Annotated in this window: 18 protein-coding genes and 1 rRNA gene; 4 read left to right on the forward strand and 15 right to left on the reverse strand. The window is 60.3% G+C overall.

The window, feature by feature from the left end; translation table 11 throughout:
• Nucleotides 1-389: 389 nt before the first annotated feature.
• Nucleotides 390-1,832, forward strand: a complete 1,443-nt coding sequence (locus P3T20_RS04270) for an alkaline phosphatase family protein (protein WP_429286168.1) — start codon at nucleotides 390-392, stop codon at nucleotides 1,830-1,832.
• A gap of 60 nt (nucleotides 1,833-1,892) precedes the next feature.
• Here the strand turns inward: P3T20_RS04270 and P3T20_RS04275 are convergent, their stop codons facing one another.
• Both P3T20_RS04275 and P3T20_RS04280 read right to left on the reverse strand, forming a co-directional pair.
• Nucleotides 1,893-2,291 carry a PaaI family thioesterase gene (locus P3T20_RS04275; protein ID WP_074266409.1) on the reverse strand — a complete coding sequence of 133 codons (399 nt, stop codon included), beginning with the start codon at nucleotides 2,289-2,291 and terminating at the stop codon, nucleotides 1,893-1,895.
• A gap of 112 nt (nucleotides 2,292-2,403) precedes the next feature.
• The gene (locus P3T20_RS04280; protein WP_074266410.1) at nucleotides 2,404-2,994 is read right to left on the reverse strand and encodes a TetR/AcrR family transcriptional regulator; all 591 of its coding nucleotides are present in this window, start codon (nucleotides 2,992-2,994) and stop codon (nucleotides 2,404-2,406) included.
• A gap of 208 nt (nucleotides 2,995-3,202) precedes the next feature.
• On the opposite strand from P3T20_RS04280, the gene P3T20_RS04285 reads away from it, so the two are divergent.
• Nucleotides 3,203-3,979: an SDR family NAD(P)-dependent oxidoreductase gene (locus P3T20_RS04285; RefSeq protein WP_074266411.1), complete on the forward strand. Its 777-nt coding sequence runs from the start codon at nucleotides 3,203-3,205 to the stop codon at nucleotides 3,977-3,979.
• A 122-nt stretch (nucleotides 3,980-4,101) separates the two neighbouring features.
• Nucleotides 4,102-4,725, forward strand: a complete 624-nt coding sequence (locus P3T20_RS04290; RefSeq protein ID WP_074266412.1) for an ABC transporter ATP-binding protein — start codon at nucleotides 4,102-4,104, stop codon at nucleotides 4,723-4,725.
• 107 nt (nucleotides 4,726-4,832) lie between these two features.
• Here P3T20_RS04290 and P3T20_RS04295 read toward each other — a convergent pair whose 3' ends face one another.
• From P3T20_RS04295 to P3T20_RS04325, 7 genes are all read right to left on the reverse strand, one after another.
• On the reverse strand, nucleotides 4,833-5,243 hold the full coding sequence (locus P3T20_RS04295) for a DUF2000 domain-containing protein (RefSeq protein WP_074266413.1): 411 nt from the start codon (nucleotides 5,241-5,243) through the stop codon (nucleotides 4,833-4,835).
• Nucleotides 5,244-5,336: 93 nt separating this feature from the next.
• Nucleotides 5,337-6,176 (reverse strand): AraC family transcriptional regulator, encoded by an 840-nt coding sequence (locus tag P3T20_RS04300; RefSeq protein ID WP_074266414.1) that lies wholly within the window; start codon nucleotides 6,174-6,176, stop codon nucleotides 5,337-5,339.
• Nucleotides 6,176-7,471 (reverse strand): sugar efflux transporter, encoded by a 1,296-nt coding sequence (locus P3T20_RS04305; RefSeq protein WP_429286169.1) that lies wholly within the window; start codon nucleotides 7,469-7,471, stop codon nucleotides 6,176-6,178. Before P3T20_RS04305 ends, P3T20_RS04300 begins: the two co-directional genes overlap by 1 nt.
• A 75-nt stretch (nucleotides 7,472-7,546) precedes the next feature.
• The gene (locus tag P3T20_RS04310; protein ID WP_429286170.1) at nucleotides 7,547-9,529 is read right to left on the reverse strand and encodes a beta-galactosidase; all 1,983 of its coding nucleotides are present in this window, start codon (nucleotides 9,527-9,529) and stop codon (nucleotides 7,547-7,549) included.
• Between the two features lie 88 nt (nucleotides 9,530-9,617).
• Entirely contained in the window at nucleotides 9,618-10,469 is an 852-nt protein-coding gene (locus P3T20_RS04315; RefSeq protein ID WP_074266417.1) for a carbohydrate ABC transporter permease, read from the reverse strand.
• A 9-nt stretch (nucleotides 10,470-10,478) separates the two neighbouring features.
• A complete protein-coding gene (locus P3T20_RS04320; RefSeq protein WP_074266418.1) occupies nucleotides 10,479-11,387 on the reverse strand; it encodes a carbohydrate ABC transporter permease in 909 nt (302 codons plus the stop codon).
• Between the two features lie 93 nt (nucleotides 11,388-11,480).
• Nucleotides 11,481-12,722 carry an ABC transporter substrate-binding protein gene (locus P3T20_RS04325; RefSeq protein WP_074266419.1) on the reverse strand — a complete coding sequence of 414 codons (1,242 nt, stop codon included), beginning with the start codon at nucleotides 12,720-12,722 and terminating at the stop codon, nucleotides 11,481-11,483.
• 366 nt (nucleotides 12,723-13,088) lie between these two features.
• Between P3T20_RS04325 and P3T20_RS04330 the strand changes: the two genes are divergently transcribed.
• A complete protein-coding gene (locus P3T20_RS04330) occupies nucleotides 13,089-14,117 on the forward strand; it encodes a LacI family DNA-binding transcriptional regulator (RefSeq protein WP_074266420.1) in 1,029 nt (342 codons plus the stop codon).
• A gap of 61 nt (nucleotides 14,118-14,178) precedes the next feature.
• On the opposite strand, the gene cyoD is transcribed toward P3T20_RS04330, so the two are convergent.
• From cyoD to rrf, 6 genes are all read right to left on the reverse strand, one after another.
• A complete protein-coding gene (gene cyoD, locus P3T20_RS04335) occupies nucleotides 14,179-14,511 on the reverse strand; it encodes a cytochrome o ubiquinol oxidase subunit IV (RefSeq protein WP_074266421.1) in 333 nt (110 codons plus the stop codon).
• The gene (gene cyoC, locus P3T20_RS04340) at nucleotides 14,512-15,117 is read right to left on the reverse strand and encodes a cytochrome o ubiquinol oxidase subunit III (RefSeq protein ID WP_074266422.1); all 606 of its coding nucleotides are present in this window, start codon (nucleotides 15,115-15,117) and stop codon (nucleotides 14,512-14,514) included. It lies immediately after the preceding gene.
• A complete protein-coding gene (gene cyoB / locus P3T20_RS04345; RefSeq protein WP_074266423.1) occupies nucleotides 15,117-17,111 on the reverse strand; it encodes a cytochrome o ubiquinol oxidase subunit I in 1,995 nt (664 codons plus the stop codon). The genes cyoC and cyoB overlap by 1 nt, the downstream gene beginning before the upstream one ends.
• 3 nt (nucleotides 17,112-17,114) lie before the next feature.
• Nucleotides 17,115-18,008, reverse strand: coding sequence for a ubiquinol oxidase subunit II (gene cyoA / locus P3T20_RS04350; RefSeq protein WP_074266424.1), 894 nt, complete (start codon nucleotides 18,006-18,008; stop codon nucleotides 17,115-17,117).
• 317 nt (nucleotides 18,009-18,325) lie between these two features.
• A complete protein-coding gene (locus tag P3T20_RS04355; protein ID WP_074266425.1) occupies nucleotides 18,326-19,873 on the reverse strand; it encodes a complex I subunit 4 family protein in 1,548 nt (515 codons plus the stop codon).
• 595 nt (nucleotides 19,874-20,468) lie between these two features.
• A 5S ribosomal RNA gene (rrf, locus tag P3T20_RS04360) occupies nucleotides 20,469-20,582 on the reverse strand.
• Nucleotides 20,583-20,817: the final 235 nt, after the last annotated feature.

The following is a 20,817-nucleotide window of genomic DNA, read 5'->3' on the forward strand; positions in this document are numbered from 1 at the left end:
CTTTTGTAACGGCGAGCAGGACAAGAACAGCGCAACACGGCTCACGTATTCCGCATAGGCAGACCGATGCGCGTGTGGCGCGTGGCCCGCATTTCCTCTTCAATCCTACAACGCGGGAAGACGAGCGCCAATGAGAACAAAAGTGTCACCTTCGCGCGGCACGCTTGCTGCGTCTCCGTCAGCACTATATCTGCACTGAATTCGCACCATATTTTTTGCTGTGTGACATCAAAAGGTAATGAACTGATCAGGCGTTTTTGCCTCGCAAAACATCAGGGATATTTCTTCGAACCTGCTTCGGGCATCCATGTCGAAACCTCGGAACGCATGCATGCTGAAACACGCATTGCATTGCGAGCACCGCAAACGACATTACCGAAGGAGTGTCCATGGCTAACCAGCTTGCCGCGATTCAGCACATTGTCGTTCTGATGCTGGAGAACCGTTCTTTCGATCACATGCTTGGCTTCCTCTACACGGACCAGCAGAACAAATCGCCGTCCGGTCAGGCGTTCGACGGCCTGACCGGCAACGAATCGAACCCGGCCTCGAAAAAAGGCGAGTCCGTGAAGGTGTACAAGATTCAGTCGAGCGACAGCAACGCATACTTTCAGCCCGGCGCCGATCCCGGCGAAGGCTATAGCGCAACGAACTCCCAGTTGTTTGGCACGGTCACCGCGCCGTCGCCGGCCAACGCGACAAACCAGGGCTTCGTGACCGACTACGACTACACGCTTGGCTGGGAATCGAAGGAGCCGAGCTGGGGCGTGCTAAAGGGCACGGTCGCCTCGGACATCATGGGCATGTACACACCGGAGACGCTGCCAGTATTGTCAGGACTCGCTCGCGGTTACGCCGTATGCGACCAGTGGTTCAGTTCGGTGGCCACCGAGACCTTGCCGAATCGCGCCTTCGTGTGCGCGGGGACAAGCCAGGGACACATGGACGACAAGACCAAGACGTTTACGTCGCCGAGTATTTTCGGCTCGCTGTCGCAGCACAATCAAAGCTGGGTCATCTATGGATACACCCAGCAGCCACTCACACGTCTGAACTTCCCTGACACCACGAATGCGTCCGACGATCACTTCGGACTCTTCACGGACTTCCAGAGCGCAGCGAAAAACGGCACGCTGCCCGCATACAGTTTTCTCGAACCGAGCTGGGACGCCGCCGGCAACAGCCAGCATCCCAACTACGACGTCGCCTTGGGCGAGCAATTTATCCACGACGTGTACTACGCTTTGCGCAGCAACGAAGCGCAGTGGAATCAGACGCTCCTGATCATTACCTACGACGAGCACGGCGGATGCTATGACCACGTTCCGCCGCCGCTGGGCGCCGTGCCGCCCGATAACACGGCCGGCGAATATGGTTTCGACTTCACGCGCTTCGGCTTGCGCGTGCCAACGGTGCTGGTTTCGCCACTGATCGCACCGGGGACCGTGTTCCGCGTTCCAGCAGGCACGACGCCGCTCGACCACACTTCGATCCTGAAGACGGTCGAAACGCGCTGGGGTGTGCCTGCTCTCACTGCCCGCGATGCCGCCGCGCCCGACGTGGGCGACGCGCTAACGCTCAAGACGCCGCGTACCGACGATCCACTTTCCGGCGTGGTGGTGCCCACGTCGAAGGGCACGAATCCCTCGGCAGACAAGCCGTCGCACCTGCAGGAAGTGCACGCGGAACTGGTATCGCGACTGCCGGTACCGGATGCGAAGGGAGGCATGCATCATCAGATGCCCGCTTTGCGGACCAACGCGGAGTACGCGCATTACATCGAGTCACGCACCCAGGCATGGCTGGCGCATCGGGCAGGTTCGCAGAGCTAGTCCGGGAGACAAGCGGGTTCTTCGATCTCGGCGCTGGGGGCGCCCGGCTGACGCCGGCGCCTACCCGGCCGTTTTCGAATACTTGAATGTGCCTTGCGCACTCGCAATCAGAATGCGCTCGTCCACCCAGGCCTCGGCGCGCGAAAAGAAGATCGAACGTCCCTGACGCTCTAGAAACCCTTTTGCGGTCACCCGTTCGCCGAGTCCTTTGTCGAGATAGTTGGTGGTCAACGAGAGCGTGAACGCATGCCGCGCGGTTTGGCCGGGCGGCGCAAAGATACCTGCATATCCCGCTGCTGCGTCAAGCAGGGTGGCAATCGCGCCACCTTGCAGGACGCCCTGCCGGTTGAGCTTGCTGGCGTCGATCAGCATGGTCAGTTCGGCGTAGCCCTCACGCCATTGCGTTAGCCGCACGCCGAGCGATTCGAGAAACGGGTTGTCGATGGGATGGTCCGACATGCTTTGGCCTCTTGTGAACGTTATGCCGTGAATGCGTTTGAGAATTCGCTCGATCTCGCCAGCATACCCGGACGCTCAAAAAGCCGTCGCGCCGCTACCGCCCGCTGATGCGCTATTGCACGCTATCGCCGTCACCGTCCTGCGTCATCACGAGCGCGAGCGACGAAGAAAGAACCGATTTGGCCAGTTCATCGTCGTCCACTGCGCGCGCCAGCGTGATCGCACCTACGATGGTCGCCACGATGCCAAGCGCCGACTTCTCGCCGCCGCGAAGCGCCGCCTTGGCAACACGTGCGGTCAATTCATTCAGATACCGCGTCAACAGTGCGCGCACATCTGCGTTTGCATGCCGCGCTTCACCCGCGAGCGCGCACAGCGCACATCCAGTGCCGGGATCGTTCACGTGACGCTCATCAAGGAAGGCCTCGGCGATGGACTGCAGCGGCGTCTCGCTACGCTTGCCCGCATCGTTATCGCGCGCGGCGATGCGCGCCCGGCTTTGCGTGAGCGCATATTCCAGCGCTTCCACGATCAGCGCATCGCGCGACGCGAAGTGTCCATAGAACGCGCCGTGCGTCAGCCCGGCGCTGCGCATGCAATCGGCCACGCCGAGCGCCTCGATACCGTTCTCGCGAATCTGCCGCGACGCGTTCTCCAGAACACGCTGCCTGCTCTCAGCCTTCTGTGCCTGTGAATAACCCATTTTTCTGCTCCGTCATGCTTGACAATCTGCATGACGATCATCATACTGAATTTGTGCATGATGATCAACATGCAGATTTCAGCTGTTGACGATGCTCGTGATGTCCAGATGCGGCCGCTGTCCCGCGCCGCTTGACAGGGTCTTTTCGCAATGCGAGCAGACGCGGCGATGCCGGCGATCTCGCGGCGCACTACACAGGAGAAGGAACATGCGATTTACCGGAAAAACAGCGCTCGTGACGGGCGGCAATAGCGGCATCGGCTTTGCCGCGGCACGACTTCTGATCGCGGATGGCGGCCGCGTGGCGATCACGGGGCGCGATCGCGCAAAGCTGGATGCCGCTGTGGCGGAGCTGGGCGAAAACGCGCTCGGCATTCAAGCGGATCTGGACGATCCCGCAGCGATCGACTCGCTGTTCAAGCAGATTCAGGAAGCCTACGGGAAGCTGGACATCGTGTTCGCCAATGCGGGCATTCCGGGCTCGACGCCGCTCGGCAGCACAACGGCCGCCGCGTTCGAGGCGATTCTGCGCACCAACCTGACCGGGGTTTTCCTCACGGTGCAGGGCGCGCTGCCGTTGATGAGCGCAGGTGGCTCGATCGTGCTGAACGGATCGGTCATGCGCGAACTCGGCTCGCCGGGATCGGCAGCCTATTCCGCCACCAAGGCAGGCGTGACCGGAATGGCAAAGGTGTTTGCGGCGGAACTCATCCCGCGCGGCATCCGCGTCAACACTGTGATCCCGGGCGGCACGCGCACGCCGATCTGGACACGCGGCTCACGCGCCGGGGCAACTGTCGATCAGACCGAACAGGCAATCTCCCCGCTCATTCCGATGGGCCGCTTCGCCACGCCTGAGGAAGTCGCCTCAGCGGCGCTGTTCCTGGCTTCGGACGATGCGTCGGGAATCACGGCGGCGGAAATCGTCGTCGACGGCGGCTCGACAGGTGCGCCGTGGGGCGCACCGGCGTTCCGCAAAGGCTAAGGAAGAAACGCGAGAGTAGTCGGCGATGCCCACCGGGAACGCAAGCGCAATTTATACTTGCACCCGCGCGTTGGCTCGCCGCCGCATCGCGAATCTTCTTTGTCTGAGAACCCGGATTATCAATGCTTCGATTCGAGAATCTGTGCAAACATTACGGTGAACGCACCATTTTTCAGGGACTGCATTGCAGCGTCGATGCAGGCTGCGTCGCGCTGAACGATGAGAGTGGGAGCGGGAAATCGATTCTGCTGAGTATCCTTGCCGGCGAGATCGAAGCGGACGCGGGCGAGGTCTGGCTCGGCGGTCATTCGCTGCGGAGCGCTCCTGTCGCGGCAAGAGCAGCGCTTGCCTACGTGCCCGACGACTGTCTCCCGGGTTCGATGGAAATCGGGCGCGACTTTCTCGAACGGATAGCGACGGAACGACAGACCGCGCTCGACAGCCGCGTGCTCGAACTCGCCGACCGGTTCGGCCTTACCGCGCATCTCGAGAAGCGCTTCGAGCAAATGTCGTTCGGCACGCGCAAGAAGATTTTCCTGACGGCAGCGTCGATCGGACAACCCGCCGTCGTCATCGCGGATGAACCGGGCGGCGGCCTCGACGCTCCTGCGCGTGGCGTCCTCGTCGAACTGTTCAAGCTGCTGGGGCAAGACCGTGTGGTGTTTTTCACGAGCTACGACGCGGCACTCACGAGCGCTTGCGAAGCGAAGGTAGTCAGTTTCGCGGATCTCGCTGCGAAAGCTTGAGCCGCGGAGGTGACGCTGACGGTGGAAGCGGCGGCCGCCTGCACCGCGCACGAAGGCGCCACTAGCCACTCACTGCCCTTAAGCGGCTCAACACAGCGGCACACACGTCACGGATGCAGCGATAACCCCTTCACGGCCTTATCGACCATCTTCCTCGGGCCACGCAGCGCGATCCCCACAAGGTCGGGTTGGTCCACGGACTCAGCGCGAAACGCCGCCCGATTGTCGTCATCATTGCCAGTGGAAAACATCGCCTTCACGTAGACCGCGATGGTCAGTTCTCTTTGCTGGGCCTGTTGAAACGCCCGCAACACTCCCGCTGCATCGCCGCCATAGATCATCACGGGCTGCCCGAGCAACGCGGCATAGTGCCTGCCGTTCGCGTCCTCATAGGATTTGCCGATCGCTTCGGGCGCCGCCGCGGCAATCCCCGTTGCCAGAAACGCCGTGACGTTGAGCTTTTGCCACGACGCCAGGTCCTCACGAACCACCAGCACAACTTTTGTATCGAACTCCATCCGTTCCATTCCTTTGCGATTTCACCTTGACTCATCCTCGTGCAGGCAACGCCCGCCGGGCCCTTCCAGGCAAGGTTAATCGTGGTTTGGCGCTCAGTCTGGAACGTTTGTGCAACGCTTGCCGTAGTGAGCAGGCGTCAGTCCGTAAGCGCGCCGGAACCAGCGGCCGAGGTGGCTCTGGTCGGCAAAACACAGCGCATGCGCGACCTCGACCGGCGCGACGCCACGGGCGAGCCACTGACGCGCTGTCGCCAACCGCAACTGGATCAGATACGCATGCGGAGCAAGCCCAAAGCTGGTCTTGAAAGCGCGCGTGAGACGAAACCGGTCGACGTCACAGGCCATCGCCAGTTCATCAAGGCCAATATCGTCGTGCAAATGTGCGTGCAGATAATCTCGCGCGCGTTGTGCGACGCCGGGCAAGCGGGGATCACGCTCGCCATGCAAGCGCCAGTCGAGATGGCGGCCAAGACTTTCGAGCAAGCCGTCGATAGCCGTTTGCCTCGCAAGACGCGGCTCTTCCGCGCGACGCAACACGCGGAACAGTGTTGCAATCGCCCTTGCGAACGCAATGTCGTCGATCAAGGTGGCGGGAAACTGCGGCTGTCCGGTAACGGGCGCCTCATCGGACCACGTCCGCAGTTCGCGCGTGAGCCAGTCCGGCTTCAGGTAAAGCATCGAGTAAGTGAAGCCGCCCTGCGCCGGTGCATGGCCGTCGTGGATATCGCCTGGCTCCAGCATGAACACGTGACCCGGCGTGCTTTGCAGACGCGCGCGGCGGCAATCGAACTGTTGAACGCCCTGCTCGGTAAAGCCAAGCAGATACGCGTCATGCCAGTGCGGATCGTAGGCATGACCTTCGAAATGCGCGCGCAGCGTTTCGATTCCGGTGCTGGCGTGCTGGCGCAGATCGACCCAGTTAGGCCCGGCCATCAGTCTCTCCGGCGACCCGGCCACCTGTCCTGAACGTAGCGGAACATAAGCCGCCACGGCGGATCGGCGAACAGGATGAATGCCCCTAGCGACAGGCAGCCGCAGAACAGGAACGTACCCCGGTACCCTACTCCGGCCACCAGCAACCCTGATAGCACACCCGAGAGGATCGAGCCGACACGGGCCGAATTGAAGAACAGCGCCGTAGCCTGGCCAGGCGAGCGCGGCATCAGATCCTGCACATAGGTCATGCCGAGGCAGGACGTCACGGCCACCACGAAAGCGTTGAGCGCCTGCATCGGAATCAGGAACGAGATGGAACCGGCCGCCGCCACGCAGAGGAAGTACAGCATATGCACGCCGGCACACGCGGCCAGCCAGCGCAGCTTGTTCAGACTCGAGCCACGTGCGCCGAGCGCCAGCATCATCGGAATTTCGAGGAAGGCGCCAAGGCCGAGCATGACCGACACGTCGATGCGCGTGCCGTGCAGTCCGTGGGTGACGTAGAGCGGCAACACGATCATCGTCGCGTTGGCGGCCAGACCGATGAGCGTCAGTGCCAGCACCGAGCGCCAGATCATGCGCGGCGGCGCCGCAGGATGAACGAGATCGGGCTTGACCGGCGTCTCCGGCTCGACCGTGGTGACCTCGAGCGACGAAGCCGGGTCGCCGGGGATGTGATCCTCCACGCTGTGCAACTCGCCATCCGGCGCCTCATGCATGCGCCAGATGATCGCGCCGCAGCCGGCAAAACACGCCGCCGCGAACAGGAAAAGCCCGTAAAAACCGATGGCAGCCAACACCAGCGCCCCCACCGAAGGCCCGAACACCCACGCGACCGACAACACCGTGCGCAGCGTCGCAGTCGCAAAGGTCCGCTCGGATTCGTTCGTCACCGGCAGCGCTGCGCGGCCGAACGAAAACACCAGCGACAACGCCGAGCCGCCTGCGCCGAGGAACGCTATCCCAATTATCAGGAGCGCCCGGTAGTCGCGCACGAAACACAGCAGCAGAAAACCAAGCGCCGCCGCGCCCAGCGCCGCGAGCAGCAGCGTGCGGTGATGACCATGGCGGTCGGACCATTTACCGGCCCAACCGCTTGCCGCCACCCCGCTCGCCGCGATCAGCGTCATGAACAGCCCGAGCTTGAGCGGCGTCATGCCGGCCCGCTCGACGCCGAATAGCGAGAGATACGGAGCGGTAAACGACATGGCGACCCCGAGCATCAAGGTCGCGCCCGCCAGTGACATGAAGGACGGGATGCGCGTGAGGCTGAGGAGCCGGGAGTAGTTCATCGATGACGCGAAACACGGGTGAACCGGCAGTATGCCAAAGCTTGCTGGAACGTGTTAGCACATCGGCAGCCGACGTCAGTGCGTTTCGATCCACGCCGCTACGTCACATGAGCCGATTTCGCGGCCGCCCAGCACAAAGTGTGCGCCCTCTGGAGCGGGCACCTGCCAGGCCTTTTCACCGTAGTTGAAGGCGAAGCGCACTTTGCCGAGACGACGCAAACGGCCGCCCTCCGGCAGATCGACGACCTCGATGCCGGCGTCGCGCACGCTGCTTTCAAGCAACGCCCGCTGCAACGCCGGGTCGAAACAGGCCGTCGTCATGCGGACCCGTCCGGACTGCACGAGCGCCGGCCAGCCATCATCGAACGAGGCAAGCACATCTACGCCAGGACCGGCTTCTACGTGGTCGCGCCAGCTTCTGCCTTGTCCTTGGACGTCGTTGAAGCTTGCTGCTGGCCGCAGAGTCGGACGTAGCGATTCGCTTTGCGCCACCCGCACGTCCAGAACGGCCTGTAACGGGCCAGGAGGCAACGTTGCAGGGATTGTGTAGCCCGCGGTCTTCGAACCCGTGCGCGGGCCGAATAGCCAGTGGCTGTGGCCGGCCTGGATCTGCGCGACCAGCACATCCGGCACCACCGGTAGCGAGGGGGCGACGATCAGCCGGTATCCGCTCAGGTCGGCGGTGGCGGGCAACATGTCCACGTCGACGCCCATCTCGCGCAGACACGAGTACCACTCGAACACCAGCCGCTGGTAATCGAAATCGGCCCCGTGACGCTGGATCTGCACGATCCAGTCTGCCGGGTAGTCGAACAGCAAAGCCACAGGGGCTTGCTTCGCTTCGGCAGTCGCCGCTGCGCCTGAAGCCACGGCTGCCCGGTCGAACGCCGCCAGCTCACGTCCCACACGGGCAATTTCGTGGCCACCGGTAGTCAGCTTGTCGTCCGGTGCGTTGATGCCCGAATGCATCTGCTCCTGCGCAAAGGGCGCCTGGCGCCAGCGGAAGTACGACACCAGTTCGGCGCCGTGCGCAAACGCCTCCCAGGTCCAGAGACGCGCCATGCCCGCTTTCGGCACAGGGTTATACGGCGCCCAGTTGACTGGACCGACCTGCTGTTCCATCACCCACATGCGCCCCTTGCCGACGCCCCGGTACAGATCGTGGTTGAAAGCGGGGATGTCGGGATGACCGGTGCGAGCCCAGCGGTGCTTCTCGGCGTCGTCGAACCACAGCACTTCCGTGCGCGGCAGCGGATAACTGTCCCATGCGGCGACATCGAGACCGCTTTCGGCAAACTCGTAGTGATCGAAGCTCGTGAAAAAGCCCATGAAGTTATGCAGCAGATCGCGTCCCGGCGCATGCTCGCGAATCAGTTTGCCCTGCAAGCCATGGAAGCTCGCCACCTCGCTCGACATGAAACGCCTGAAGTCGAGCCAGTGGCTCGGATTCGCATCGGTGGGCGTGAGGTTCGGCAAACCGATTTCATCGAAGCTGCGGTACTCCATGCTCCAGAACACATTGCCCCAGGCCGTGTTCAAGCGCGCCACTTCGCCGTAGCGCGCCGCGAGCCATTTGCCGAAGCGCACGCGGGCCGCTTCCGTATAAGTCGGCGAGGTGTCGTGGCATGCCAGTTCGTTATCCGTCTGCCAGGCGATCACCGCGGGATGCTTGCCGTAACGCTGCACCATCTGCTCGACGATGCGCGCGCAATGCTCGCGATACACCTCGCTCGAGATATCGTAGTGACGTCGCGAGCCGAACTTCAGGGTGACGCCATCCTTGTTGACCGGCAGAATCTCCGGATGCAGTTCCACCAGCCACCTGGGCGGCGTCGCCGTGGGTGTGCCAAGAACGACTTTCAGGCCGTGTTTTGCCAGTGTTTCGATCGCGGTATCCAGCCACGCCCATTCGTAGCGGCCCGGTTCGGGCTCCATCCTGCTCCATGCAAATTCGGCGATCCGGACACGGCTGATGCCCAGTTCCGCCATCCGGCGCGCATCGCTTTCCCATTGATGCTGTGGCCATTGCTCGGGGTAATAGCAGACTCCTAAATGCATGGTGCTCTCGCTAGACGTAGTGAGGTTTGTGTTCTGAGTGATGACGAGTCGCAAGGAGGTGGCAAGCGATCGAGGCTCGCTCGCAAAGCTATCCCTTGGTGGCGCCGAACGTGAGACCGGTCACGAAATGCTTCTGCATGGCAAAGAACATCACGACCGATGGCAATGCGGCCAGCACAGAACCCGCGGAAACCAGATTCCATGACGTCGTCCACTGGCCTCTTAGCGCGGCGACGCCTACGGTGATCGGCGCCGCGTCATCGCCTTGCGTCAGGCACAGCGCCCAGAAATAGTCGTTCCACACAAACGTGAAGACGAGAATGCCGAGCGCCGCGAGTGCGGGCCGTATCAGCGGCAGCACGATGCGCAAGTAGATCGACCACTCGCTCGCGCCTTCGACGCGTGCTGCTTCGATGAGCTCGTACGGTAGCGCGCGAATGAAGTTGCGCAGGAACAGCGTGCAGAATCCCGTCTGAAACGCGGTGTGAAACAGCACCAGTCCCAACACCGTGTTGTAGAGGCCGAAATCCAGCGTCAACTGCCGCACGGGGATCATCAGGATCTGCACCGGCACGAAATTGCCCGCCACAAAAATCGCCAGCACAACCAGGTTTCCGCGAAAGCGGTAATTCGCGAGCGCGTGCCCTGCCATCGATGCCAGGAAGATCGACACCAGCACCGAGGGCACGGTGATCAGCACGCTGTTCAGGAAGTAATGCAGCATCGGCGTTTGCGTGAGCGCCGTGCCGTAGTTTTCGACCAATGCGAAATGCTCGGGCCAACCCCAGTAATTGCCCGCGGAGAGTTCGTCACTGGAGCGCACCGACGTCACCAGCACAGCGAGCAAGGGCAATAGCCACAGCAGCAACGCAACGGGCAGAGAGATTTTGTAGAGCAGACGGCTACCGGGCCGCCAGCGGGAAACGGGCATCGGATACATGTCGATTCCTCAGGTTTCGCTGCGCACGAGCCGCCGCAACTGCCAAACGATAAAGATCAGCATGATCACGAACAGCACCACTGCAATCGCAGCGGAATACCCTTCGCGGTAATACTTGATCGCCTGGTCGTACATGAAATAGGCCAGCACAGTCGAGCTGTCGAACGGACCGCCTCCGCTCATCACCGAGATCAGGTCGAAGCTGCGTAGCGCGCCGATCACGGTCAGCACGAACGCCATGAAAGTGGCGGGCCGAAGTTGCGGCAAGATCACATGCCAGAGCAGCGCGAAGCCCTGCGCACCTTCCATGCGGGCCGCTTCGATGATTTCGCTGTTGATGCCGGTGAGCCCGGTCAGATAGAGAATCATGCAGAACGGAATCTGCGGCCAGAGCGCGGCAAAAATGATCCCGTAGGTCACATAACGCGGATCGCCAAGCACCGGTATGCCGTGTCCTACGATCAGCTTCAGCAAGCCGAAGGTCGGATCGTAGAACCATCCGAACACCAGCCCGACCACCACGCCCGGCAGCACGAACGGTGCAAAGAAAAGCGACTTGATGAGCCGGATGCCGCGCACGCTCTGATTCAGATACAGCGCGAACACGAGACCAAACGGCGGCGCAAGCAAAAACAGCACGAGCCAGATGACGTTGTTCTTCAGCGCTGTGTAGAACGTATCCGAGTGGAACAGCTCGCGGTAATTGTCGAGTCCGACGAACGCCCTCGCCGTCATGCCGTCCCAGTTATAGAAGCTCAGCAAGATGCTGCTGATCACCGGGTAAATCACGTACAGCGCGAACAGCAGGCCGCCCGGCAGCAGAAACAGCAACGCGGTGCGATTGCGCCGGCGGCTGAGCGGCGCAGGTGCTCGTTGGCGCTGGCGTGCGCGGCCGATTGAGGCCGCTTTGTCTGACATAGTGGTCGACACGTTCAGGTTCCTCGTACGGATGCGGGTTTGTCTGAGCTGCGGCGCAATGCATTGGCCACCGCAACCCAGACACTCCACAGCTTACTTCTTATAGATCCGTTGGCGGAACTGTTCGAGGTGGTTCAGGACCGCGTCGATCTGGCTCGGGTCGCTGTAGAACTGCTGCATCCCCTTCATGCCTTCGTCGGCCATTTCCTTGGTCATGTCACGGTCGTAGAACTGCGCAACACCGCCTGGCGTGCTCGACAGAATCTGGAAACCGATCTTCGAGATCGGGTCCTGGGGTTCCGGCGCCTGGTTGTTAGACGGTAACTGGCCCCAGCCCTTCGCCAGTTCGCCGTTGATCTGCGGCTGCGCCATGAAGGCGAGCAGGCGGTGCGCGTCCTTCTTGTTGCTGGCTTTCGCCGGGATCATCAGGATGTTGACCGGACCGTCTTCAGCCATCGGCACGGATGCGTCGATCACCGGGAAGCGGAAGTAGCCCATCTTGTCGCGCGTGGCTTCGGGCAGGCCGGCAGAGAAGAACGTGCCCATCAACATCATGGCGGCCTGACCGTTGACGAGCAGCGGGCTGACCGAATCCACGTCGTAAGAAAGCGCGTTGTCGACGAAGTACTTGTCGTCGATCAGCGTCTTCCATGTTGCGTAGACCTTGCGCACGCGCGCGTCGGTGTAGGGGATTTCACCCGCCATCAGTTGCTCGTGAAATGCGTAGCCGTTGATGCGCAGGTCAAGGTAGTCGAACCATGCTGCAAGTGTCCACGAGTCCTTGGCCGGCACGGCGATCGGTGCAATGCCCGCGTCCTTCAGCTTCTTGCAGTCGGCGAGGAACTCATCCCATGTCTTCGGTTCGCCGGCAATGCCGGCCTTCTGGAACAGGTCCTTGCGATAGAAGAAACCATACGAGTCGTAGCCGAGCGGCGCGGCATACTGCTTGCCCGCGTACGTCGAAGGCGGCTTGACCGCGGCGTAGGTCTGATTCCAGCCGTCTTTCTGCCAGTCGGCGGTCAGGTCGTCGAGCAGACCGCGCTTCGCGAAATAGGCCATGCGCTCGCCGTTGTGCCAGCTCAGCACATCGGGCGGATCGGTTGCGAGCCAGCCGGACATCTGCACCTTGTAGGCCTCCTCGCCTACGTAGGTCACTTTCAGGTCGACATCGGGATTGGCCTTCTTGAACTGATCGAAAGCGTCTTGCCACACCGCACGCTGATTGCCGCGCGCCGATACCGTCACCCGCAACGTCGCGGCTTCCACGTAGGTCGCGGTCGCCATCGCAAGACACGCGATGCCGGCCAGTAAAACCTTCCCAGCTCTGAATTTCATGCTCGTCTCCAATATTCAATTTATGGTGGCAGCTGCCTCGCGTCAGCCGCCGGGTCACAGCAAACCGGCTAGTGAAGCGAAAGGTGACGTGCTACAGCTACTGCATCGCCGCTTTCGTCATTTTCTTCGTTGACGTTCTTGAAATGGTTCGTGAAACACTCACAAAATTTAAGCGCTTAAATTTTCCGACGGAAAAACTGCCGCTTGAATTAACATGTGTTCCTCCTGTGGCTAATCGTGAAAGTAGCCGAGCTATTCCCGACACGCAACCCTTACCAAAACGTCTCAATATATGGGTGAAACACCAGAAACGGAGCCAATTGCCGCTGTCCAACACTCGTTAACCCTGGACGCGGTGCACCAGACATGGTGACGCTCGCCGAAGTCGCGCAACGCGCGCAGGTCACCGCGGCCACGGTATCGAACGTGTTACGCAATCCTCAGAAAGTAAAGCCGACCACCGTCGAACGTGTCATGGCGGCCGTGCGCGAACTCGGTTACCGCCCCAACCTCACGGCGCGCGCTTTGGCCGAGGGACGCACGTCCACGCTGGCGTTGATGCTGTCGAATATCTCGAACCCGTTTTATCCGGAGTTCGTGCTGGAAGCTGAGACCGCGGCGCGCCGGCGTGGCTATTTTTTGCTGGTGTGCAACACGGATGACAACCCTGCCATCGCACGCGCGTACCTCGACAAGATCGCCGGCACGCTCGCTGCCGGCGTGATAGTGATGAACACCGATGTCAGCGCTGGCGAACTCGCTGAGATCGCTCAGCGTGGCTCCCCGCTCGTGCTGTGCATGTGGGAAAACGTTCAGGCAAGTCGTACGCTGCCTTGCGTCACTGTCGATCACATCCATGCCGGCGGCCTCGCTGCTGCACATCTTTACGAACTTGGTCATCGCAAGATCGGCGCGCTGCTGGGGGAAGGTTCCGGCGGCCCGCAATCGACACGGCTTCATGGGTTTGTCGACGCATTAGCTGCGCGAGGCGTTGCCGCCGATGCGGTGCAGGTTCGTTCGTGCAAGGACTCGATCGAGGCCGGCTACGAAGCTGCCCGTGCACTGCTAGGTGAGCAGCCCAAACTAACTGCGTTGTTTGCGACCAACGACCTGATGGCGATCGGTGCGATCCAGGCGGCGACGGACATCGGCAAACGCGTGCCTCAAGATCTGTCTGTGATCGGACTGACCAACATCCACCTCGCGCATCAGTTCCGGCCTGCGCTCACCACGGTGGGATTTCCGACCGCTGCGATTGCATCGATTGCGGTCGCGTTGACGATCGATCGTATCGAAGGTGTCAAAGCCAAACGCGATGCGTACAAGGTGCCGCTCTCGGAACTGGTGATTCGCGAGACGACCGCGCCGGCGCCTAAGGCTTCGCGTCGGAGGTGACCGAATGCAAAACGGCCCCTATTGCAGGGGCCGTTCTATCTGTACAACGTGCGGTGTGTGCTTAGCGCGACATCATGTTCATGCTGACGTTATGCATGATCCACAACGAACCGACAATCAGAATGACGGCGGTCAGCACCGTAAAACCAAACGCCATCACGTTCCAGCGCTGTGACGACGAAGTGTTCATATGCAGGAAGAACACCAGGTGCACGATGATCTGCACGAACGCCAGTCCGGCGATTGCCAGCACTGCGCTATGGCCGGTCAACGAACCGGTCATGATGATGCCGAACGCCGCAGCGGTCAGCAGGACGGACAGGATGAAGCCGGCCGTATAGCTGCCGAAACTGCCATGGCTTTCACCCGAGTGAGCGGTATGGGCGTGGTCCATTTAAATCACACTCGTAAGGTAGACAAAGGTAAAGACACCGATCCAGACGATGTCCAGAAAGTGCCAGAAGAGGCTCAGGCACGTCAGGCGCGTCAGTTCGCGCTCGGTCAGTTCAGGACTGCGGATCACCTGCACGCTCAGGACGATCATCCACAGCAGGCCACAGGTCACGTGCAAACCGTGCGTGCCGACCAGCGTGAAGAACGACGACCAGAACGCGCTACGGTCCGGACCTGCGCCCATCGCGATCAGGTGCGAGAACTCGCGCAGTTCAAGCACGAGGAACGATGCACCGAGCAGGAACGTCACCGCGAGCCAGCCGAGCAGCACACCCTTCTTGCCCTGGTGTGCGCCGATCATCGCGAAGCCGTAGGTAATCGAGCTCAGCAGCAGCGCGGCCGTTTCCAGTGCAACGCCGGGAATTTCGAACAGATCCTTGCCACTCGGGCCACCCGCGAACTGGTGGCTCATCACCGCAAACACGGCGAACAGCGAGGCAAAGATGATGCAGTCGGTCATCAGATACAGCCAGAAACCGAACACCGATTGCGATGGCACGTGGTCCGCGTCGTGGACCTCGTGCGCCAGATGAGTCTTCGTCAACATTAATCCACCTCTGCCAGTTCAAGCGCTTCACCAGCGCCACTACGACGTTCTTCGATCGCCTGAACCGTGCTGGCAGGGATGTAGTAGCCGTTGTCATTACTGAAGCTGCGACCGATCACCGTGCCGATCGCGCCCACCAGGCCAATGATCGCCAGCCACCAGATGTGCCAGATCGCTGCGAAGCCGAGCACCAGGCTGAACGCGGCAATGAAGAAACCTGCGCTCGTGTTCGACGGCATGTGAATGTCGCGGTACACCGGCTTGGTCTTCTCGGTCTTCGCGCGTTGCTTCATGTCGGTGAACGCATCCAGCTCATGCACCGTCGGCACGATAGCGAAGTTGTAGACCGGCGGCGGCGACGTGGTCGACCATTCCAGCGTACGGCCATCCCACGGATCGCCCGAAACGTCGCGGTTCTCCGGCAGGTTGCGGTCGCGAATGCTGACGAAGATCTGCAGCAGTTGCAGGCCGATACCGATTGCGATCAGCACAGCACCCACTTCGGCCAGCAGCAGCCACGGATGCCATTGCGGGTTGTCGTAGTGATTCAGACGGCGCGTCATGCCCATGAAGCCCAGCACGTACAGCGGCAGGAAAGCGATCCAGAAACCGATTTGCCAGAACCAGAAGGAGGCCTTGCCGAGCTTCTGGTTCAGCTTGAAGCCGAATGCCTTCGGGAACCAGTAGTTGAAGCCAGCCAGATAGCCGAACAGCACACCACCGATGATCACGTTGTGGAAGTGAGCGATCAGGAACAGGCTGTTGTGCAGCACGAAGTCCGCACCCGGGATCGCCATCATCACGCCGGTCATACCGCCGATCGTGAAGGTGACCATAAAGCCGAGCGTCCACAATACGGGCGTCGAGAACTCGAGGCGGCCCTTGTAGATCGTGAACAGCCAGTTGAAAACCTTCACGCCAGTCGGAATCGCAATGATCATGGTCGCGATGCCGAAGAAGGCATTCACGTCCGCGCCCGAACCCATCGTAAAGAAGTGGTGCAGCCACACGAGGAACGACAGCACCATGATCGCGCAGGTCGCGTAGACCATGGTCTTGTAGCCGAACAGCGGCTTCTTCGCGTACGTCGCAATGACTTCGGAGAAGATACCGAACGCGGGCAGGATCAGGATGTAGACCTCCGGATGGCCCCACGCCCAGATCAGGTTCAGATACAGCATGGCGTTGCCGCCGCCTTCATTCGTGAAGAAGTGCATGCCGAGGTAACGGTCGAGGCCGAGCAGCGCCAGGGTAACCGTCAGAATCGGGAACGCAGCCATGATCAGCACGTTCGTGCACAGCGCGGTCCACGTGAACACCGGCATCTTCATGAACGTCATGCCAGGCGCGCGCATCTTGACGATCGTGACGAAGAAGTTGATACCCGTGAGCAAGGTGCCGATACCCGAGAGCTGCAAGCTCCAGATGTAATAGTCGACGCCGACGCCCGGGCTGAATTGCAGCTCCGACAGCGGCGGATACGCCAGCCAGCCCGTCTGTGCAAATTCACCGATCACAAGCGAGATGTTGATCAGGATGGCGCTGACTGCCGTCATCCAGAACGACAGCGAGTTCAGGAACGGGTACGCCACATCGCGTGCGCCGATCTGCAGCGGCACGATCAGGTTCATCAGACCCACCATGAACACCATCGCCATGAAGAAAATCATGATGACGCCGTGCGCGGAGAAGATCTGGTCGTAGTGATGCGGCGGCAGATAGCCAGGGTTGTGATACGCGATCGCCAGTTGCGTGCGCATCATGATTGCGTCGGCGAAGCCGCGCAGCAGCATGATCATCGCCACGACGATGTACATCACGCCGAGTTTCTTGTGGTCGACCGACGTGAGCCACTCGGTCCACAGGTAGCGCCACTTGCCGAAATATGTCACGGCGCCGAGCACCGTAACCGCGCCGATGCCCATCAGGGCCGCGGCGAACATGATGATCGGCTCGTGGTACGGAATCGAGTCGAGGGTTAATTTACCGAACATGCGTTACCCCTTGGCCTTGCAGTTGCTGTCGTCTTTCATATCCATGACGTTGCCGTTGTTATAGCGGGCAATGATGTTGTGAAAGAGCTTTGGATCGACCGACGAGAAGTAGGTGACCGGCGCTTTCTCGCCCGGCTGCGATACGACGTTGTAGCGGTTCATGTCGAGGCGGTCCGACGATGCGCGCACCTTGGCAACCCATGCGTTGAATTCTTCCGGGGACGAGGCGATCGCGCGGAACTTCATGTCCGAGAAGCCCTTGCCGCTGAAGTTCGCCGACTCGCCGGCGTAGTCGCCTGGCTCATCCGCGATCAGATGCAGCTTCGTCTGCATGCCTGCCATTGCGTAGATCTGGCCGCCGAGTTGCGGGATGAAGAACGAGTTCATCACCGAGTCCGACGTGATATTGAAGTTGACCGGCGTGCCCACGGGAAGCGCGAGCTGGTTGACCGACGCGATGCCCAGATCGGGGTAGATGAACAGCCACTTCCAGTCGAGTGCGACTACTTCGACGTTGATCGGCTTCACGCTCGATTCAAGCGGACGGTACGGATCGAGCTCGTGCGTGCTCTTCCACGTCAGTACGCCGAGGAACAGGATGATCAGCGTCGGAATCGTCCAGATCGCGATCTCGATGCCCGTGGAATGCGACCAGGTGGGTCGGTATTCGGCGCTCTTGTTCGACGCGCGATAGCGCCAGGCGAACAGCAGCGTCATGGCAATGACCGGAATCACGACGATGAGCATGGCCCATGTCGACGTCGCGATCAGGTTACGCTCCGCGATTCCCACACTGCCCTTGGAATTCAGCAGATCGAGATTGCTACAGCCCGAGAGCAGCGCAACCAGGCCAATGGCGACTGTGCTCATCGCCCCCCGTAGAGTTTTTTCTTTCATATCGATTGCCTGCTCTTTACGACTGTGACGAACAACATCCGACCGCTCTCCATTAGTAAGCGGTCGCATAGTAAAGCCGTGCTATCTCGTTATAAACAGCGATTTTTGCAACGATCTGTTGCGAGCGTGAAGTGTGTGACACGTTGCCGCACAATCCTGCGCACATGATCGGTGCTTGCCGTACATCAAGAGATAAAACAACTGCTTCAGCTATGGACCGCGAGCAAGTAACGACCGCACATCTGCGCGATCGCACGCGCTTCAGGTAGCGCGTCGTATCGTTTTAGCGGCACGACGCAGCTACACAATCAATGCATTCAACCCGGCGCGTGTGTTGCGTTTACCGCAGCGCGTGCTTGCAAATGCTCTGCGTTCTCGACAGCAGCGGACTCGACCGGTTGTGCCGGACGATTGGTCTGCGCGAGCAGGCTGGTCGACGTCGGGTTGATTGCATCCGTGAACGGCTTCGGATAGATGCCGATCGCGAGTACCAGTACTGCCATTGCGCCGAGCAGGACGAACTCGCGCTTGCCGAGGTCGGTCAGCTTCGCGACGCGTGCATTGGCGATTGCGCCGAAGATCACGCGCTTGTACATCCACAGTGTGTAGGCGGCGCTCAGGATCACCGTCAGTGCAGCAATTGCGCCGATCCAGAAGTTGAAGCCGATCGCGCCCATCAACACCATGAACTCGCCGACGAAACCTGCCGTGCCCGGCAAGCCGACGTTGGCCATCGAGAACAGCATCACGAAGACAGCGAACTTCGGCATGGTGTTAGCGACGCCACCGTAGGCGTCGATCGAGCCGCTTTGCGTGCGGTCGTACAACATGCCCGTGCACAGCAGCATGGCGCCGGAGACCACGCCGTACGAGATCATTTGCATGATCGCGCCTTCCTGGCCAAGCGGATTGAAGATGAACAGGCCCAGCGTAACGAGACCCATGTGAGCGATCGACGAGTAGGCGAGCAGTTTGCGGATATCGGTTTGCACGAGCGCGAGCAGGCTCGAGTAGATCACGGCGACCAGCGACAGCGTGATCATTGCCGGCGCGAAGAAGTGGCTGGCTTGCGGGGTGATCGGCAAGGCGAAGCGCAGCAGACCGTAGCCGCCGATCTTCAGCATGCCGAGCATCACGGCGGCGCCGGTTGGGCCGTCGAGGTGGACATCAGGCAGCCAGGTGTGCACCGGCCACATGGGCACCTTCACCGAGAAGGCGGCGAGGAAGCCGAGGAAAATCAGCGCTTGCGGCACGAAGTCCAGATGCGCGTTGCGCCAGACTTCGAGGTCGAAGCTGTGGGTCTGCGCGAACAGATAGAGCATCGAGATCAGCATCATCAGCGAGCCGATCAGCGAGAAGAAGAAGAACTTGACCGCGGCGTACGAGCGGTTCTTGTTGCCCCACGTACCGATCAGCAGGTACAGCGGAATCAGCGTCGCTTCAAAGAAGATGAAGAACAGCATGCCGTCCAGCGAACTGAACACGCCCTGCATGAAGCCCGACAACATGAGGAACGAGCCGAAGTATTGCGCGCTGCGCACCGTGATGGATTGCCAGCCCGCCACCACGATCACGACCGTCGTCAGTGCAGTCAATACGATCAGCCACAACGAGATCCCGTCTACGCCCAGGTGCCACGCAATGTCGAACGACGGCAGCCACTTCACGTTCTCCACGAACTGCATTGACGGCAACCCGTTCGTGAAGCCTGCGACCAGCGGGATAGCAGGCACGAGGCCGGCAAGTGCACCGATGAGCGCGAGCCAACGAGCCCGGCCAGGCGAACCCGAACCCACTCGCAGAACGATGATGCCCGCCACAATGGGGACCCAGATCAGAAGGCTTAGAAGCGGTGCGGATTGCATTTATTCTTTAAAGACTGAAGCAGGAAAACGTCCGAATCAAAACCGTCAGACTGAAAGAATTGAAATTTATATTACATTTCGACTTCATTTGACGGATGCAACGCTTGATTCGGGGGCCAGGTCAACGTGTCCGAATGACGCACGGGCATCAAGGGTTAACGAGCATAACCTGAAATTAAGATTTTTGCAGCGCCGCAAACAAGTGTTAAGTAATTAGTGCAGTAGTCGGTAGACTCTATTGTGGACTTCGGTGTTGCGTGCATAACTCTAAATGTGCGTTTGCACAAATTTTGGACGTGTTCCGTGGAGGAGCGTCCGGTTTTGGTGCACGTCGGAAGCGGTTTGAATGGTTTGGTAAGGCTAGAAGCTGGCGTGGCGGAAGGCTAGTTATTCATTACAAACAGAAAGAAAACTGTTTTCGATATTCAGAAAGCTTACAGAAACGTTTATCAGCTTATTCGTCAATCCTGGTTCTTTGTTGATGCGTTTGCACGGAAGCTTTCGGAACCCAGATGATGGACGTTGCTGTTGATGGCGTTTCCGTAAACGCAGAAACCCCACCTTTGCGGGGTGGGGTTTCTGGTTCTGCTAGGGAGCCTGACGATTACCTACTTTCACACGGGTAATCCGCACTATCATCGGCGTGGAGTCGTTTCACGGTCCTGTTCGGGATGGGAAGGGGTGGTACCGACACGCTATGGTCATCAGGCATGACTTGTTGCCGCACTGCTCATGGAGCAATACAGCCAATCGGGAAGAAGTAGTTTCTGGTGATGCTCACCAGCGGGAGCGTTGTGGGGTTGTGTTGTTTCTGGCACAACATCGATCACTCAACCGTGCGTTCTGCTACCCCCGTCTGGGGGTTCACACGCATCCCCTTCGGGGATCGGACCCGGGTAGGCGCTAAAGCGCCAACCCGGGTCGAGACACACCTGTTATAGGAT

It is taken from the genome of Paraburkholderia sp. GAS206C, from assembly GCF_050435645.1.
Taxonomy (GTDB): domain Bacteria; phylum Pseudomonadota; class Gammaproteobacteria; order Burkholderiales; family Burkholderiaceae; genus Paraburkholderia; species Paraburkholderia phenazinium_B.

Excerpts from the sequence above, each read along its gene's own strand:
- P3T20_RS04270 (WP_429286168.1), top strand. The coding sequence starts at position 390 with ATGGCTAACCAGCTTGCCGCGATTCAGCACATTGTCGTTCTGATGCTG.
- P3T20_RS04275 (WP_074266409.1), bottom strand. The coding sequence starts at position 2,291 with ATGTCGGACCATCCCATCGACAACCCGTTTCTCGAATCGCTCGGCGTG.
- P3T20_RS04280 (WP_074266410.1), bottom strand. The coding sequence starts at position 2,994 with ATGGGTTATTCACAGGCACAGAAGGCTGAGAGCAGGCAGCGTGTTCTG.
- P3T20_RS04285 (WP_074266411.1), top strand. The coding sequence starts at position 3,203 with ATGCGATTTACCGGAAAAACAGCGCTCGTGACGGGCGGCAATAGCGGC.
- P3T20_RS04290 (WP_074266412.1), top strand. The coding sequence starts at position 4,102 with ATGCTTCGATTCGAGAATCTGTGCAAACATTACGGTGAACGCACCATT.
- P3T20_RS04295 (WP_074266413.1), bottom strand. The coding sequence starts at position 5,243 with ATGGAGTTCGATACAAAAGTTGTGCTGGTGGTTCGTGAGGACCTGGCG.
- P3T20_RS04300 (WP_074266414.1), bottom strand. The coding sequence starts at position 6,176 with ATGGCCGGGCCTAACTGGGTCGATCTGCGCCAGCACGCCAGCACCGGA.
- P3T20_RS04305 (WP_429286169.1), bottom strand. The coding sequence starts at position 7,471 with ATGAACTACTCCCGGCTCCTCAGCCTCACGCGCATCCCGTCCTTCATG.
- P3T20_RS04310 (WP_429286170.1), bottom strand. The coding sequence starts at position 9,529 with ATGCATTTAGGAGTCTGCTATTACCCCGAGCAATGGCCACAGCATCAA.
- P3T20_RS04315 (WP_074266417.1), bottom strand. The coding sequence starts at position 10,469 with ATGTATCCGATGCCCGTTTCCCGCTGGCGGCCCGGTAGCCGTCTGCTC.
- P3T20_RS04320 (WP_074266418.1), bottom strand. The coding sequence starts at position 11,387 with ATGTCAGACAAAGCGGCCTCAATCGGCCGCGCACGCCAGCGCCAACGA.
- P3T20_RS04325 (WP_074266419.1), bottom strand. The coding sequence starts at position 12,722 with ATGAAATTCAGAGCTGGGAAGGTTTTACTGGCCGGCATCGCGTGTCTT.
- P3T20_RS04330 (WP_074266420.1), top strand. The coding sequence starts at position 13,089 with ATGGTGACGCTCGCCGAAGTCGCGCAACGCGCGCAGGTCACCGCGGCC.
- cyoD (WP_074266421.1), bottom strand. The coding sequence starts at position 14,511 with ATGGACCACGCCCATACCGCTCACTCGGGTGAAAGCCATGGCAGTTTC.
- cyoC (WP_074266422.1), bottom strand. The coding sequence starts at position 15,117 with ATGTTGACGAAGACTCATCTGGCGCACGAGGTCCACGACGCGGACCAC.
- cyoB (WP_074266423.1), bottom strand. The coding sequence starts at position 17,111 with ATGTTCGGTAAATTAACCCTCGACTCGATTCCGTACCACGAGCCGATC.
- cyoA (WP_074266424.1), bottom strand. The coding sequence starts at position 18,008 with ATGAAAGAAAAAACTCTACGGGGGGCGATGAGCACAGTCGCCATTGGC.
- P3T20_RS04355 (WP_074266425.1), bottom strand. The coding sequence starts at position 19,873 with ATGCAATCCGCACCGCTTCTAAGCCTTCTGATCTGGGTCCCCATTGTG.